The sequence below is a fragment of the Gelidibacter pelagius genome, assembly GCF_017581925.1.
Lineage (GTDB): Bacteria > Bacteroidota > Bacteroidia > Flavobacteriales > Flavobacteriaceae > Gelidibacter > Gelidibacter pelagius.
On sequence record NZ_JAGEVG010000015.1, the window covers coordinates 38,224 to 54,272 of the forward strand.

At 36.7% G+C, this 16,049-nt stretch carries 13 protein-coding genes; 7 read left to right on the forward strand and 6 right to left on the reverse strand.

Going from position 1 to position 16,049, the window contains the following annotated elements; translation table 11 throughout:
• Positions 1-288 precede the first annotated feature (288 nt).
• Both J4051_RS13150 and J4051_RS13155 read left to right on the forward strand, forming a co-directional pair.
• Entirely contained in the window at positions 289-1,041 is a 753-nt protein-coding gene (locus J4051_RS13150) for an SDR family NAD(P)-dependent oxidoreductase (protein ID WP_208234339.1), read from the forward strand.
• Positions 1,042-1,117: 76 nt separating this feature from the next.
• Complete coding sequence (locus J4051_RS13155) at positions 1,118-2,251, forward strand: ATP-binding protein (protein WP_208234340.1); 1,134 nt, start codon at positions 1,118-1,120, stop codon at positions 2,249-2,251.
• Positions 2,252-2,641: 390 nt separating this feature from the next.
• Here J4051_RS13155 and fbp read toward each other — a convergent pair whose 3' ends face one another.
• Positions 2,642-3,649 (reverse strand): class 1 fructose-bisphosphatase, encoded by a 1,008-nt coding sequence (gene fbp, locus J4051_RS13160; RefSeq protein WP_208234341.1) that lies wholly within the window; start codon positions 3,647-3,649, stop codon positions 2,642-2,644.
• 122 nt (positions 3,650-3,771) lie between these two features.
• Here fbp and J4051_RS13165 point away from each other — a divergent pair, with 122 nt between their 5' ends.
• From J4051_RS13165 to J4051_RS13185, 5 genes are all read left to right on the forward strand, one after another.
• Complete coding sequence (locus J4051_RS13165; protein ID WP_208234342.1) at positions 3,772-4,266, forward strand: GNAT family N-acetyltransferase; 495 nt, start codon at positions 3,772-3,774, stop codon at positions 4,264-4,266.
• Positions 4,253-5,512, forward strand: a complete 1,260-nt coding sequence (locus J4051_RS13170) for an aspartate kinase (protein ID WP_208234343.1) — start codon at positions 4,253-4,255, stop codon at positions 5,510-5,512. The genes J4051_RS13165 and J4051_RS13170 overlap by 14 nt, the downstream gene beginning before the upstream one ends.
• Positions 5,513-5,599: 87 nt before the next feature.
• Complete coding sequence (locus tag J4051_RS13175; RefSeq protein WP_208234417.1) at positions 5,600-7,438, forward strand: GNAT family N-acyltransferase; 1,839 nt, start codon at positions 5,600-5,602, stop codon at positions 7,436-7,438.
• A gap of 312 nt (positions 7,439-7,750) precedes the next feature.
• Positions 7,751-8,554 (forward strand): GLPGLI family protein, encoded by an 804-nt coding sequence (locus tag J4051_RS13180; RefSeq protein WP_208234344.1) that lies wholly within the window; start codon positions 7,751-7,753, stop codon positions 8,552-8,554.
• Positions 8,554-11,226 carry a carboxypeptidase-like regulatory domain-containing protein gene (locus J4051_RS13185; RefSeq protein ID WP_208234345.1) on the forward strand — a complete coding sequence of 891 codons (2,673 nt, stop codon included), beginning with the start codon at positions 8,554-8,556 and terminating at the stop codon, positions 11,224-11,226. Before J4051_RS13180 ends, J4051_RS13185 begins: the two co-directional genes overlap by 1 nt.
• 143 nt (positions 11,227-11,369) lie before the next feature.
• Here J4051_RS13185 and J4051_RS13190 read toward each other — a convergent pair whose 3' ends face one another.
• The 5 genes from J4051_RS13190 to J4051_RS13210 all read right to left on the reverse strand — a co-directional run bounded on the left by J4051_RS13190 (position 11,370) and on the right by J4051_RS13210 (position 15,882).
• Positions 11,370-11,825: a DUF4870 domain-containing protein gene (locus tag J4051_RS13190; protein ID WP_236027434.1), complete on the reverse strand. Its 456-nt coding sequence runs from the start codon at positions 11,823-11,825 to the stop codon at positions 11,370-11,372.
• 157 nt (positions 11,826-11,982) lie between these two features.
• Positions 11,983-12,930: a 2-hydroxyacid dehydrogenase gene (locus tag J4051_RS13195; RefSeq protein WP_208234346.1), complete on the reverse strand. Its 948-nt coding sequence runs from the start codon at positions 12,928-12,930 to the stop codon at positions 11,983-11,985.
• 233 nt (positions 12,931-13,163) lie between these two features.
• Positions 13,164-14,537, reverse strand: a complete 1,374-nt coding sequence (gene mgtE / locus J4051_RS13200; protein ID WP_208234347.1) for a magnesium transporter — start codon at positions 14,535-14,537, stop codon at positions 13,164-13,166.
• 18 nt (positions 14,538-14,555) lie between these two features.
• A complete protein-coding gene (gene rsmA / locus J4051_RS13205; RefSeq protein WP_208234348.1) occupies positions 14,556-15,341 on the reverse strand; it encodes a 16S rRNA (adenine(1518)-N(6)/adenine(1519)-N(6))-dimethyltransferase RsmA in 786 nt (261 codons plus the stop codon).
• A 217-nt stretch (positions 15,342-15,558) separates the two neighbouring features.
• On the reverse strand, positions 15,559-15,882 hold the full coding sequence (locus tag J4051_RS13210) for a DUF4286 family protein (protein WP_208234349.1): 324 nt from the start codon (positions 15,880-15,882) through the stop codon (positions 15,559-15,561).
• Positions 15,883-16,049: the final 167 nt, after the last annotated feature.

Here is a 16,049-nt window from a genome sequence, read left to right on the forward strand (position 1 = left end):
CCATGATGGATTTCTAAGTTATTGATGGTATAATTAGAAGATCAGATAAGAAAGCTATTTTAAAAAACTAAATTTATACTATTAACAAAAAAGGAGATTCCAGTTTTCACGGGAATATTAAATTCCTGCGTCGGCAGGAATCTTTTGGTTCGACGTAGTTTATCTCCATGATGGATTTCTAAGTTATTGACGGTATAATTAGAAAATCAGATAATAAAGCTATTTTAAAAGCTAAAATTTATAATATTAACTAAAAAGGAGACTCCCGTTTTCAGGGGAATATTGGACATGAGAAAAACAGCATTAATCACTGGGGCGACAAGCGGTATTGGACGCGCCACAGCACATGAATTTGCAAAACACGACATTAATTTAATTTTATGCGGCAGACGTCAAGAACGTTTGGACACCATCAAAAAAGCATTGGAAAGGACGACAGATGTTCACACCTTGAATTTTGATGTCCGCGATAAGGCTGCTACTTTTGAAGCCATTGCAAGACTACCAGAAGATTTCAAAAAAATCGATATTTTAATCAATAATGCCGGAAATGCACACGGTCTGGATCCCATTCAAAATGGAGATACTGACGATTGGGATGCCATGATGGATATCAACGTAAAGGGTTTGTTGTACGTTAGTAAAGCAATTATTCCACAGATGACCGAACGGCAATCTGGACATATCATCAACATCGGATCTTCCGCAGGAAAGGAGGTCTATCCTAAAGGGAATGTATATTGTGCCAGTAAACATGCCGTTTTGGCCATTACAGAAGGGATGCGTATTGACTTGAATTCCTTTGGCATAAAAGTGAGTGCCATAAATCCAGGATTGGTAGAAACTGAATTTTCCAAAGTGCGATTTAAAGGTGATGCTGTTGCGGATAGTGTGTATAAAGGTTATAAAGCATTACAGCCGGAAGACGTTGCCGAGATTATCTATTTTGCCGTTTCCAGACCTGCGCACGTTAACATTGCAGATTTGTTGGTGTTTCCGACGGCTCAGGCGTCGTCTACGATTGTTAAAAAAAGTATATAAGAACTATTTAATGTTCTATCGATTACCTATATTTTCTATTTAATTAAAAGATTCCTGCCTTCGCAGGAATAGGGCCATGATCAACAAACGTCTCCTCATAAAAAATCTATTAGCTCATAACGATGAGAACAGCTTTTATGACAAAAAGCGTCAGGTGGATATTGGCGAAAAAGAAGGGAAGGCAAAGTTTTTAAAGCATATTTGTGCCTTGTCCAATAGCAATCCAAAGAACAATTCCTATATCGTGATTGGTGTGGAAGATGAAGACAATAGCATCACTGGAGTAGATTTTTTTGATGACAGTAAAATTCAAAATCTCATTAATGCCTATCTGACGAATCCTCCGATTGTTCAATACGAGAATATTCCGTTTCCGCATTTACCTGATGACAAAGTAGTGGGTTTGGTAACCATTAGGCCCATTGATGGTTTGACGTCGTTGAGGAAAAATATCTGGAAATATTATGGAGGGTCGGTGTTTTTTAGGGATGGAAGCATGAGCATGCCCAAGGTTTTTGATATCGAAATTAAAGATGTCAACTCCAAAATTGTAGAAGCCATTGAAAATCACTCTCAAAATAATATCCAACATATTCTTGATGGTGTTTTTGATTTTTTAAATAAGCGAAAAGATTTTCATCCCCAATACATAGTTTTTAAAGAATATTTTGTGCTCTGTTGGGCGGGTCAAAGGAAAGTAATTAAAGAAGAAACCTTTTATAGTAGGGTAGATATCGAGCTTATCAATGAACAGGTAAGACTGTTTTTTTCGACCTTGGATGACGTGACTATTACCTATGACGAAGACTCGTTTAAGATTATAGAATATGTGAGCTTGGGATTACAAAACGCCTATCAATATTATCCGTTGGAGGAAACAATGATCAATTTTGGGAATAATGCCAATTATCATATCGAAACCAAATTACTTTTTGAGGCGCCACAGTACGATAAGAAAGTATTGCATCATATTTATAATGCCAATAATGCTATTTTAGAAAAACTAAAAAAAGGGTTGAGTTTAAGTGCCAATGAAGAAAAAGATCTAAAAAATCTCCCAGCTACTTACCTCATCTGCTATTTCAACTTATTTCATGATGCTGTAGATAAACTTACTGAGGCCAAGCCCTATTTAAAAGAGCATAGCGCAAGCGTGTATAGAAGTTATAAGGAAACTTTGCGTATTTTAAGAAAAGTGAAATATAATTAAGAGTAAAGAATTTATTATAACCGTGCAGTTCGTCGACTATTTTTGAATGCAACTACCATTCATATAGATTTATTGACCAATTATAGTTTTTTTATCGTGGTTTTAAAAAAGATTGGCATCTTTACAGTGCTATTAATCATTAACATACAATCCTGCCTCTCCCGATAATAGTTCGGCACTGAGGCAGGTTTTTTTTTATGATGCAGTTTATCGATGTTTTTTAAAACAGGCACAAATTTCACGAATTCTCACAGATTACATACAATTGTCTCATTGGGACTTGGTGCTGTGGTTTTGAGATTTCCTGATGCGGCCTAAACTCTACAAATACTCATACAATATTGTTTGCCACGCCCATTGGAATTTGATACATTCTTATTAAGAGTTTTTCTATTGAGCATTTTGAATAAATTCCTCACATTTTTCCACCATGTTTTTACTGCCACAAACAAAAGGGACCCGTTCATGAAGTTCGGTAGGATGGATGTCCAAAATACGCTGGAAGCCATTACTTGCTTTCCCATTAGCTTGTTCTGCTAAAAATGCCATAGGATTACATTCATAAAGTAATCGTAGTTTTCCATTGGAGTTTAAAGAGCTCTTCGGATAGATATAAATGCCGCCCTTGATCATGTTTCGATGAAAATCAGATACTAACGAGCCAATATAACGGGACGTATAAGGACGGTCCCCTTCCTCCATTTGGCAATACTTAATATAATTTTTTACGCCCTGTGGAAAATGGATGTAATTTCCTTCGTTAACAGAATAAATACGACCGTCTTCAGGAAACTGCATATTGGGGTGTGATAAATAAAACGTGCCAATGGCAGGATTGAGTGTAAATCCGTTGACGCCATCCCCAGTAGTATAAACCAACATGGTTGAGGTGCCATAAACCACATATCCAGCCGCAACTTGTTGGTGGCCCGGTTGCAAAAAATCTTGAAGTGTTACAGGCGTTCCAATTGGAGTGACACGTCTGTAGATTGAGAAAATTGTTCCGACGGAGACGTTGACATCAATGTTTGACGACCCATCCAATGGATCAATCAGAACGACGTATTTATTTTGATTATTCTCATCCTGACTGTTGATGGCAATAAAATCATCCTCCTCTTCACTGGCAATCCCACAAACAATATTTCTGTTGGTCATGGTCTGGATAAACTTTTCATTGGCATAAACATCCAGTTTTTGCTGATCTTCTCCTTGAATATTTGTATCCCCAGCTGCACCAAGAATATCGACCAATCCTGCTTTGTTGACTTCATAGTTCACTACTTTTGCAGCGAGTCTGATGGAGTTGATAAGGCTTGATAGCTCACCTGATGAGTATTTAAAAGATGCTTGGTTTTCAATAATAAATTCACCTAAGGTTTGATGTTTACGGTACATGGAATATTTTTGGATTTGTTTCTGCAAATATCGCATATTTTGGCAAACTACAACGTTTTCGTTAAGACTTAATGATTTTAATTTTCATGGTTTAGGTTATATTTGAATCCAATTTCTTAATAATGGATTTCAAAATAAGAAAGGCAGTCCCACAAGACATGCCTCGAGTACTCGAATTAATTACAGAATTAGCAGTTTTCGAAGAAGAACCGGATGCTGTTGAAATCACAGTTTCAGATTTGCAAACCGATGGATTTGGAAAACATCCTGCTTTTAATTGTTTTGTCGCTGATGTTGATGGTCAAGTAGAAGGCATTGCCTTGTTTTATGGCCGATATTCCACATGGAAAGGCAAAGTTTTACATTTGGAGGATTTGATTGTGAGCCAGAAAATGCGTGGCAGTGGATTGGGAACAGCATTGCTGGATGAAGTTGTACTTTATGGCAATCAATTGGGAGTAAAACGAATTTGCTGGGAAGTCATCGACTGGAATGAACCTGCGATTAAATTTTATGAAAAAAAAGGTGCTGATGTCAAACGCGATTGGGATGTAGTGCATTTGAATGAAATCGGGATTAGAAATTATATATCAAAATTGGAGGATGCACGTATTTAAATTTGGAGGAGCCTCAGTCAAAGATGCACGGGGTGTTAAAAACTTGGAAGCTGTACTCCGAAAAGTCGGTTTTGAGAATACGCTAATCGTGGTTTCTGCTATGGGAAAAACGACCAATGCATTAGAAACGGTTCTTGATAATTACTTTCATAATAAAAGCGAATTACAGAGTTCGCTCCAAGAGGTCAAAAAATTCCATAATACTATTTTAATGGATCTTTTTGATACCAATAGTGAGGAAACACATCCTATTTTTAAAAAAGTGGCCGCTTTATTTGATGAGTTGCGAACCTTTTTTGATCGCAATAAATCGCCTGATTATAACTTTGTTTACGATCAAGTGATTGGCTATGGTGAGTTGGTGTCTACCATGATCATCAGTGAATATCTCAATCAGGTCGGTATCACAAATAAATGGTTGGACGTTAGAGAGTATATCAAAACCGATAATTACTACCGACGTGCCAACGTCAATTGGGAAGCCACACAAATGGCCATCACCAACAAATTGAACAGAGCTGTTTTAAATATTACCCAAGGGTTTTTGGGCAGTGATGACAATAATTTTACGACTACTTTGGGTCGCGAAGGCAGTGACTACACTGCGGCCATTTTTGCCTATTGCCTAAATGCTGAGAATGTGACGATATGGAAAGATGTTCCAGGCGTCTTAAATGCTGATCCGCGTTATTTTGATAACTCACAATTGCTCAACAAAATTTCTTATCGTGAAGCCATAGAGTTGGCGTTTTATGGCGCTTCCGTAATTCATCCTAAAACCTTGCAGCCCCTACAGCAAAAAGAAATTCCACTTTTTGTTAAATCTTTCATGCATCCTGAACGAGCGGGGACGATGGTTGGAAAGGACCCTGGGATTGACCCGATGGTCCCATGTTTTATCGTTAAGAAAAATCAGGTGTTAATCTCGTTGTCGTCCTTGGATTTTTCATACATTGTAGAAGAAAACATCAGTGAGATTTTCAAACTCTTGCATTTATATAAGATGAAGGTGGATGTGATTCAAAATTCAGCCATTAGTTTTTCTGTATGTGTCGATAATGTGTATAACAATCTGCCCAATTTATTACTTCATTTAAAGGCGAAATTTAAGATCACTTGTCATGAAAACGTGTCCTTATATACAATAAGGCATTATAATTCTGATGCAATTGAACAGTTAGAGCTGGATAAAACTATACTTTTGAAGCAGTTAACCCAGGAAACGGTTCAATTGGTTGCCCATTAGTTTTACGAGCATAATTGTTCGTTAAATTGTAGCTTTGAGAAGCGCCACAAAAGGGATTTATTAAAAAAAATGATTAGGTTTGTAACCATGACCAAACATCAGGAATCAGGATTAGTAAATGCAAAAGAAGTCGCCAAGGCCATACATTTGGACAGGTATGGCGCCTTCGGTACATTTAGTGGCTGGTTGCTAATGAAGTTGCTTAAAATATCTACGCTTAACAAAATTTACAATCGCAATAAACATCTAGAAAATGTTGAGTTTTTGGATGCTATTTTGGAAGATTTTCAAATCCGATTCGAAATTCCAGAAGACGATCTGAAACGTTTGCCAAAAGATGGCGCCTATATTACCCTGTCCAACCATCCGTTGGGAGGAATTGATGGCATTTTATTGCTCAAATTGATGTTGGAGCAGCGTGAAGATTTTAAGATTATTGCCAATTTCCTTTTGCACAGGATCGAACCGATGAAACCTTTCATCATGCCCGTCAATCCGTTTGAGGATCGAAAGGATGTCAAATCCAGTATTGCCGGGTTCAAAAGCGCTATTTCGCATTTGCGTGATGGTCATCCGTTGGGCATTTTTCCAGCAGGTGAAGTATCGACCTATAAAGACGGTAAATTGGTGATTGATCGTCCTTGGGAAGAGGCAGCCATGAAACTTGTACAGAAAGCTGAAGTTCCTGTAGTTCCGATTTATTTTCATGCCAAGAACAGCAAGCTTTTTTATAAACTTTCCAAAATCAGTGATACGTTCAGGACCGCCAAATTGCCTTCAGAATTGTTGACCCAAAAGCGGCGCGTCATAAAGGTACGGATTGGTCGACCAATTTCTGTAGCTGACCAAAAAGAACATACGACGCTTCAAGGGTTTTCTGAGTTTTTGAGAAAGAAAACCTATATGCTAGCCAATTCGTTTGATCAGAAAGGAAACATCCTCAGCAATATTTCCTCGACCTTAAAAGTCCGAAAATCGATCAAGAATATTGTAACTCCAGTAAGCTTGGAAAGTATGCAGAAGGAGGTTGCATATCTGCGCGAAAATGACGGCCGACTTTTGGAAAGCAAAAATTACGAAGTGTTTTTTTCAGATTCCCCGAGCATTCCCAATATCCTACGTGAAATTGGTCGACTTCGTGAAATCACCTTTAGAGAAGTGGGCGAGGGCACTAATGAAGCCATTGATTTAGATCGGTTTGACAATTATTATCACCACATGTTTTTGTGGGACAATAGCACCAATATGGTAGCAGGTGCTTACCGGATGGGCTTGGGTTCCAAAATATTTGCCGCCTATGGGATTGATGGGTTCTATCTCCAGGATCTGTTCCGATTTGAACCCGAGCTTTACAAAATGATGAGCGAATCCATTGAAATGGGCCGCGCTTTTATCATCAAGGAATACCAACTCAAACCGATGCCTTTGTTTCTTTTATGGAAAGGTATTGTACACACCACCTTGCGCTATCCAGAACACAAGTATTTAATTGGAGGGGTGACTATTAGCGATAAGTTCACCAATTTTTCAAAATCGCTGATGATAGAATTTATGAAATCCAACTATTACGATCCTTATATTGCGCAATACGTGCATCCTAAAAAAGAATTTAAGGTGAAGTTAAAAGACGCAGATAAGGATTTTGTTTTTGACGAAACAGAAGCCGATTTGGTGAAATTTGATCGTATCATTGATGAATTGGAACCAGGTACGTTACGTCTTCCCATACTTATTAAAAAATACATCAAACAAAATGCGAAGGTCGTTGCCTTTAATGTCGATCCGTTGTTTAATAACGCTGTGGATGGCTTGATGTATATCAGAATAGCTGACTTACCTGAGAGTACAGTCAAACCCGTGATGGAAGAATTTCAAGCGGAGATGGAGCGGAAATTTGCGGAGAATGGGGATGCTCCTGAGGATTAAAAATCATTCTGACTTAGTACTCCTAATCAGTTTTTTAATTGGTAATAAAAAATTAAAACTTTCTTGTGAAGCTTAGTTTAGTTACGGGTTTACCGTACTATTCAAGTAGGGCATGGCCTTCGGGTTCATTGGTTTAGGCGGGGAATTTCGCTCTTTTTCATCCAAAAGTTTAGATATCTGTTTTTCTTTATTGTAAATTTATAAAGTTTAGCTGGGTCTTGATACTGTGTGTGTTCTGATATTTTTAATGGTGTCACCGCATTTGTTTGTGTCAATTCCGACTATATATTCTTTTTAAAATATTATTAAACTATGAAGAACAAACTTCTATTCATCTTCTTTGTTTTTTTAATGGCTCCAATTTACGGTCAATATTTATATGTTGAATATGAGCATACAGTTAATGTAGTCAAGGAAACGGGTTCTTTTAAAATGAACGCCATTTTGGTTGCTGAAGACAATTTATCTCATTACACCGTTTTTTTCAACAATGATAAGTTCAAGAATATTTCTAATGTTATAAAAGATGAAAATGATGATTCATCATTTCATGTGTTTACGTCTCTAGATGTTGGGGATTCGAGTACGCTTATTTATAATAAGGTTGACAATGGTATTTCTCTAAATTTGTTGGACAATGGTAAACCTATCATCATCCAAGATAATGGTGTTAAATTTGATTGGAAACTTTCCGTTGAAACCAAAACCATTCAAAATTTCGAATGCACAAAAGCCACTGTGGACTTTCGAGGTAGGCAGTATATTGCTTGGTTTACCACGGACATTCCTGTTTCATTCGGACCATGGAAATTTCACGGCTTACCAGGATTAATTTTGCAAGTGCATGATGTGGATAATTTATTTGAATGGAATGCAACAAAAATTCAATATCCTGTTCAATTGGTCAAAACCTTAGATGCAGTACATTCAGGCGCTAATTTCAAAGTAATGTCTTTAAGAGATTATCTAAAAGCACAATCTGAGAAAAGAACTGAAGATGAAAAGATGAGACTCTCTAAGTTGTCAAAAGGAACTCGCATAGTTGAGAGCAAAACCGAAAATAAAGGTATTGAATTGGTTTATGAATGGGAACTCGACGAGAGTAAGAAAAATTAATGAAGATATTCTTGTTAAAATCACAAAAATTCTATTGCCTAATAGTTCTCTTGCTATTAGGCAATTTTATGTGTGGCCAAACTATAAAAGGTCGAGTCACCGATACATTGGAAAACCCAATTGCCTATGTCAATGTCATTCTCAGGGATTCATTGAACAAACAAATCATTACCTACACGACTACCGATGAACAGGGGAAATATGAGATTACCATTGAAAAAGTAGGGAAATATGTCATAAGCTTTAATGCATTATCTTATCAACCGAAGTCTGAAAAAATCATATTAGAAAAACATGACTTTACAAGGAATGTCAAGCTACAAGAGCAAGCTACTGAGCTCAATGAAGTTGTAATTCAGACCGAAAAGGCGATAGTCGTCAAAAAGGACACTATTATTTTAACTGTTGGTGCATTTCTTAAAGGAAACGAAACCACTGTTGAAGATTTGCTTAAGAATCTCCCTGGCTTTCATGTTGAGGCCGATGGAACTGTAAAGATTGGCAATCAGGAAATTGAAAAAGTTATGGTTGATGGCGATGATTTTTTAAAAAAAGGATATCAGCTATTAACCAAAAACTTAAATGCAGATGTGGTTGAAAAAGTTGAAATCTATCAAAAGTATTCCAATAATAGACTTTTGAAGGATATTGAAAATAGTCATAAAGTTGCTGTAAACTTGAAGCTTAAAAAAGATAGAAAGATTGATTGGTTTGGCAATGCAAGTCTTGCTTACGGGCTTACAACGACAAACAAATACCAAGTAAGAGCGAATGCTATGCGCTTTGGAGAGGTAGGGAAACACTACTTCCTAACCAATTTAAACAATGTTGGCGCGTTCTCGGGAGGAGAGTCTTCCATTTACGTATCTGCATCAGATCTCAATGAAGTTGGTGCCATTGGTAATATGGAAGTCGCGCGTAATCTTATTAGTTTGGATGCTTATGAGTTGTCTTTAAAGAAGAGTCGTTTCAATCTGAATAATCAAGAGCTGCTGTCTCTTAATTCCATCTTTAAAATCAATGAAAAGATGAAAATTAAAACCAATGGTCTATTTAGTTGGGACGAGAAGACTTTTGAACAGCAAAGTATTCAAAATTATACAACCTCATCTATAAGTTTTACAAATAGGGAGTCAAACCTGATAAATAAAAACTTGTTTTCAGGCTCTGGCGCGATTGATTTTGATTATGATATATCACAAAATGAATTGTTAGAAATAGATGCTACCTACAAGCGTGGAAATGAAGATTCAAAAAGTCGACTCGAGTTTAATAGTGTTCCAATACACCAGTTTCTGTCTGACCACAACGAGCGTCTTATGTATAAAACAATTTACACCAATAAGTTGGCTACCAAAAAAGTTTTGGCACTATCTGGAGTTTATATTTATGACAAAAAACCTCAAAACTATACATTAGATACAGTTGTTTTTGATGATTTATTTCCAGATGTCGATGCAACTTCAGCAAGACAGTTTAGCAATAACCAAATGAACTTTACAGGGTTTGAAGCGCATTTATTGGATCGAAAGAAAAAAGATGATTTGTTGGAATTAAAAATTGGTTTTACAAATAGAATCGATTTTTTGACATCTAATTTAGATGTGATTGGTTCCAATGGAGATGAGTCCATTTCAGAATTCAAAAATGATTTAAAATATACAGTTGGCAAATTATACGCGAATGCTAAATACAAGATTAAATTTGGGAACTATGCTCTAAATACCAAATTAGATTTTAATCAATTGTTCAATAAATTTGAAAGTTATGGAAACGAAGAATCACAATCGCCATTTTTTGCGAGTCCATCTCTTTCCATGAGTTATGAGTTTAATGAGAACAATAATTTGAGTTTGAGTTATAATAACAATTTTACAAATGCTTCACTTCTTCAGGTGTTTGATAATTATGTGCTTACTAATAATAAGGATTTTTTAAGAGGAGGTGCAGGGTCGAGTCAAGTTAATTCCAGTGGATTGACTTTAGGCTACAGCTTGGGAAGATGGACTAAAAGCTTTTTTGCAAGGGCCAGAATTTCCTATCTTAAAAGTCATGACTTTTTTTCAACCAATACGATTATTGATCCCGATTATTCTTTGACAAATATCATTCGCATTAATGATTCTGAAACTTTATTAGGGGATGTAACTATTGATAGATATTTAAAGTTTATGTCCAGCAACCTGAAATTAAATTTTAGTTTTTTCAAGTCTGATTTTAAAAACAGTGTGAACGATTCAGAGTTAAGGTTGGTGGAAAATACAAGTTATGAATATGGATTTGAACTCCGTTCAGCTTTTGATGGACTATTTAATTATAATTTAGGTGCCAAATGGAATAGCAGTGTGGTTAAGACAACTTCCAGATTTTCTAATACCAACAATACAAGTTTTATTGATCTAAACTTTAATTTCAATCAGAACTTCAATGCGGAAATTCAATCAGAAAGGTATTATTTTGGAAATTTTGATACCCACAAGTCATTCTATTTCTTAGACTTTGAGACGAAATATAAAATGAAGAAAAATAATGTAACTTTTACCTTGACCGGAAAGAATTTATTAAATGTTAAAACATTCAGAGAAAGTTTTATATCAGATATAGGTACGTTTAGTACGTCCTATAGATTGATGCCTAGATTCCTTCTTTTAGGAGTTGACTTTAGTTTTTAGGTATTGATTAAACTTGTTTTTATTATGTTGTTTCTGAGTATATGAATGCCTGAATAATCAAGAAAGTTAATCTATGGTTAACATAAAAAAAAGAGCCAAATTATGATGAATTTGACTCTTTTAGATTATTCTATATTAGAATGTTATAAGGATTTAAACCAATCCTGGAAATACTCTCCCAAGACAGGAGTTAATTTTTTCTCACCGCTAGTGGCACCAATCAAGCTCATTATCCAAAGTACAACTACTCCCAAACTTAAAATCCATCCAAGAAAGGGAACAAAATTGAGAATTAACATACAGAGTCCCAATCCCAATACTTGTCGGATATAAAATGAACCAAATTCACTCTTTGTATTATTGTTCATCACAAGGGCAATGACCCAACCAATTAGGGTAAGGTGCGCAATGAGGGCAATATTCTTGCCATCTTTTGATACGGCATTCACATCGTTTTCCAATCGGTTGGCCGCTCGTTTGGCATCTTCAGAAAACGCATCGGCCTTTCGCTGTGTACTGTCAGTAAAATCTGTTGTGTTTTTTTGGGTATCGTCTATCATATCGTTAAGATCGTCGCCTAGATTTTTATTATCAGCCATTTTGTTGTAATGTTTTTAAGGTTAGAAGTTTAAAGATAATAAAAAAACCTTTGATTATACAATAAAGACAACTTCATCGTTGTGAAGTAAAAATCTTACGTGATTGTCACGTAATCGCTAATAGCTTTTAACTTAAAACTTATTGAAGTATTGGTGGTTATTTAGCCATTGATTTTGAGAATGCTTTTATTTTATCAACAATGGTTTGTGCCAATTTTTCTTTACTTTCAATCGTCCAACCTGCAACATGTGGTGTGAGGAGCACGTTTTCGGCATTGATGAGATATTGAAAGGCGTCCGGAATTTCAGAGGTAAATAGGTCTTCAAAAGAAGATTTTTCATATTCTAAGACATCTAGACCAGCGCCAAAAACTTTGCCTGATTTTAAAGCAGCTGCCAAATCTTTGGTGACAACACTTTTTCCGCGAGCCGTATTGATCAACCAAAATGGTTTGGAGAAAGCGTTAATAAAATCGGCATTGATCATACCCAAGGTCAGTGACGTTTGTGGCGTGTGCAGACTTACGACATCTACTTTCTCTTGAAATTCAGTGAGTGATACTTGTAGCGCATGGTCATCTCCCACGTTGGGCTTGATGTCATAGCAAAGGACTTCCACTTCAAACCCGCGCAGTTTTTTGGCAAATGCTTTCCCCATATTGCCATAACCAATGAGACCAACGGTTTTTCCATCCAGTTCAATTCCTCTGTTATCTTCACGAAGCCATTTTCCGGAGCGTACTTCTTGATCGGCTTTGTTCAGTTTGTTAAATAAAGATAGCAGCATGCCTAATGCGTGCTCTCCTACGGCATTCCTATTGCCTTCTGGTGCTGCAATAAGATGGACGCCTTTTTGCTGTGCATAATCACAATCAATATTTTCCAATCCGGCGCCTACACGTCCTATAAATTTGAGTTTGTTGGCGGCATCCAAAAAGGCTTTGTCAATGCTAAAACGACTTCTTATGATAAGGCCGTCGTAATTATGGATTTTGGCTTCTATAGCTTCTTTGGAAGACGTATAATCTTCATCGTTCTCAAAGCCCAAGGCATTGAGTTGATTGATGAGTAGTGGGTGATTGGTATCGAGGTGAAGTATTTTCATGTTTATTTCCTGCGAAAGCAGGAATCTCAATTTTAATAGTTCATAGTATCAAAATTAAGAAAATTGAGTTAAATATATAGATAGAAAGAAGCATTTCTAATTTAAAATCCTTCCGACTTTAAACCCTTTTCTGAGTTTAAATCCATCCCGAAAAAAATCGGGACAAGCTCTTCCCTTGAAAAAAGGGAAGGAATTCTTTTAGTATATCTCTGGTAAATTATACAAAAAACAGTTTAAAACCCTAAAATAAATTTGGCCACTAAAAAGTAAGTTAAAATTCCAAAAATATCATTGCTTGTGGTTATAAATGGTCCTGTAGCTACTGCTGCATCAATGCCGCGTCTGTCCAAGAAGATTGGAATAAAGGTTCCAATTAATGCGGCCATAATAATAACGGTCACTAAAGCCACACAAATTGTCAACGATTCTAAATAGGTAGTATGAAAGCCGAAATGACTGATAATTAATACTACAAACGCAATAGCAAGTCCGTTTACCAAACCTAAGAGCATTTCTTTAAAAAGTCTTCCTACAATATTGCCGTCAATGGTGTTATTTGCTAAACCTTTTACCACAATGGCCGAAGATTGTACCCCAACATTTCCTGCGGTTGCCTGAACCAGTGGAATGAACAGTAACAACGCTGGAAACTGTAACATGGCATCGCTGAAGCCATTAATTATACTTGCCGCTCCAATCCCGCCAAACATACCAATAAGGAGCCATGGCAAACGTGCCCTGGTGAGGTGCCAGATGCTGTCATCGGCTTCTACGTCTGTGGTGATACCAGCGGCCAATTGGTAATCTTTGTCCGCTTCCTCAATTAAAACATCTATAATATCGTCAATAGTAATACGGCCTAATAAGACCATATCATCATCAACTACCGGAATCGCCTCCAAGTCATATTTTGCCATGATTTTGGCCACTTCTTCAGGATCTTCGTCCACTTTTACATAATCAACATTCTTGATGTAGATGTCCGCAATTTTTTCATCACTTTTAGCAACAATCAAATCTTTTAAAGATAGACGACCAATGAGCTTATTTTGCTTGTTCACCACATAAATGGAGTGGACTCTGGTCACATCTTTGGCTTGTCCTCTAATCCGGCGCAAACATCCTGCCACGGTCCAGGTTTCATACACCTTGACCAATTCTTTGGCCATGAGGCCCCCAGCCGTATCCTCATCATAAGCTAATAGTTCGGTGATTTCAGCTTGATGGTCTTTGTCCTCAATATGATGGATGACCTCGCGCTGGCGTTCTGCAGAAAGTTCTGCAATAATATCGGCCGCATCATCGGTATCCAATTCTTCAACTTCTTCTGCAATTTCTTTGGACGAAAGGTTTCGTAAGACTTTTTGTCGATTGTCTTCATCCAACTCCATCAACACCTCTGATGTGGTCTCAGAATCCAAAAGTTTGATCACATACATGGCCTCTTCCAGATTGACTTCATCAAGAATTTCGGCAATATCGGCGTAATGGAATTCATTTAGAAGTCGGTTGAGCTCCTTATCATTTTTGGTGCTGATAAGTTGCTGGACTTGTTCAATAAGTTCGTCAGTAAGCTCAAATTGTATGTTCTCTCTTTTGTCTTGCAAATGGCTTGATTTTATGAATTAGCGATCGTTTTCTATCAGTTGGGTCAGTGCTATAAACTGCTGCACACTTAATTGTTCAGGGCGTTGGTCAAAGATAAGATTTGATTTTAAATTATCAGATAAATCGAATGATTTTAGGCTGTTCCGCAGTGTTTTACGTCGTTGTTGAAAGCCTGTCTTTACCACTCTAAAAAAAAGCTTTTCATCACATGGAAGTTTATGATTTTCCTTTCGTTTCAATAGTAAGACGCCCGAATCTACTTTTGGTGGCGGATTGAATACTGAAGGAGGTACGGTAAAAAGATATTCGGCGTCGTAAAAAGCTTGTGTTAAAACTGAAAGAATACCATAGACCTTGCTGCCCTCTTTAGAACAGATCCGAAGCGCTACTTCCTTTTGGAACATCCCAGAAAACTCTGGTATTTGATCACGCATTTCCAAAGTTTTGAAAAGGATTTGGGATGAAATATTATAAGGGAAATTTCCGATGATGGCGAAAGGTTGATCTTCAAAAACTTCTTTTAGGTTATACTTTAAAAAATCTTTTTCAATAATCCGATCGGCAAGATTTAAGTAGTTGCTTTTAAGATATTCTACAGATTCGGTATCAATTTCGATAACATGCGTGGTGATATCTTTTTTTAACAAATATTTGGTCAGAACACCCATTCCTGGACCAATTTCCAATACATGGTCATACCCTTTATAGGAAAGGGAATTTGCAATCTTTTCAGCAATACTTTCATCGGTTAGAAAATGCTGACCAAGATGTTTTTTTGCTCTGACTTGATGATCTTTTGACACAGATTTATGGTGATTTTGAAAATTTGAAAAGGTTTGAGGCGCTACACTTGAAGCGCGAAGTTAGTGAGAATTATTTTTGGAGATGCAGAGTTCGATTTATTTTTCTTATCTCTCGAGGACCTGTCTGTGAGCTGACGTGGGCGCTGAGCTATCTACTCTGAATGTATCTACTCAGAACTATAGCTGAACAAGGTGCTTTTAGTCCTTTCTCGTTAAATCAGTTAAATTTCGCGCTGTACTCATCAATCACTTCCAATTCTGTGCGGAATGCCAAAACTTTATCACCAAACATTTTAAACGCTTCTTGTCGAAGTTTAGCGGCATTGTTATTATAGTAACTTACCAGTGCTTCACGAGATTTTGCTCTGTACTGAACCGAGTAAGTAACACTTCCCGTCTGATCTTCGACCAAAACTTTAGTCAATTTTGCTTCCGTAAAATGGCCGGTTGCCAAAACGTGGGGAATGTGTTCTTTGATCCAGGCAAGCCACTGATCGTGGATGCTGGCATCTATATTTGAGGTGACATTGTATATGATCATGGTATCAATTTTTTCAAATTTATATGACCTTGTTTGCTGACATGAAGACAAATTTTCATCACTGGGATAGGGAATTTATTTCTCTATGCAATAAGGTTTTACAAATAAAGGAACTTCTATTATTTTGAACGAAGAGTTTACTGATTTTTTATTTCTAAATCTTTCGT

What these genes read in the sequence shown, in the direction of transcription:
- J4051_RS13155 (WP_208234340.1), top strand. Translation starts at nt 1,118, where the DNA reads ATGATCAACAAACGTCTCCTCATAAAAAATCTATTAGCTCATAACGAT.
- J4051_RS13185 (WP_208234345.1), top strand. Translation starts at nt 8,554, where the DNA reads ATGAAGATATTCTTGTTAAAATCACAAAAATTCTATTGCCTAATAGTT.
- fbp (WP_208234341.1), bottom strand. Translation starts at nt 3,649, where the DNA reads ATGTACCGTAAACATCAAACCTTAGGTGAATTTATTATTGAAAACCAA.
- J4051_RS13175 (WP_208234417.1), top strand. Translation starts at nt 5,600, where the DNA reads ATGACCAAACATCAGGAATCAGGATTAGTAAATGCAAAAGAAGTCGCC.
- J4051_RS13210 (WP_208234349.1), bottom strand. Translation starts at nt 15,882, where the DNA reads ATGATCATATACAATGTCACCTCAAATATAGATGCCAGCATCCACGAT.
- J4051_RS13170 (WP_208234343.1), top strand. Translation starts at nt 4,253, where the DNA reads ATGCACGTATTTAAATTTGGAGGAGCCTCAGTCAAAGATGCACGGGGT.
- J4051_RS13190 (WP_236027434.1), bottom strand. Translation starts at nt 11,825, where the DNA reads ATGGCTGATAATAAAAATCTAGGCGACGATCTTAACGATATGATAGAC.
- J4051_RS13180 (WP_208234344.1), top strand. Translation starts at nt 7,751, where the DNA reads ATGAAGAACAAACTTCTATTCATCTTCTTTGTTTTTTTAATGGCTCCA.
- J4051_RS13195 (WP_208234346.1), bottom strand. Translation starts at nt 12,930, where the DNA reads ATGAAAATACTTCACCTCGATACCAATCACCCACTACTCATCAATCAA.
- J4051_RS13165 (WP_208234342.1), top strand. Translation starts at nt 3,772, where the DNA reads ATGGATTTCAAAATAAGAAAGGCAGTCCCACAAGACATGCCTCGAGTA.
- J4051_RS13150 (WP_208234339.1), top strand. Translation starts at nt 289, where the DNA reads ATGAGAAAAACAGCATTAATCACTGGGGCGACAAGCGGTATTGGACGC.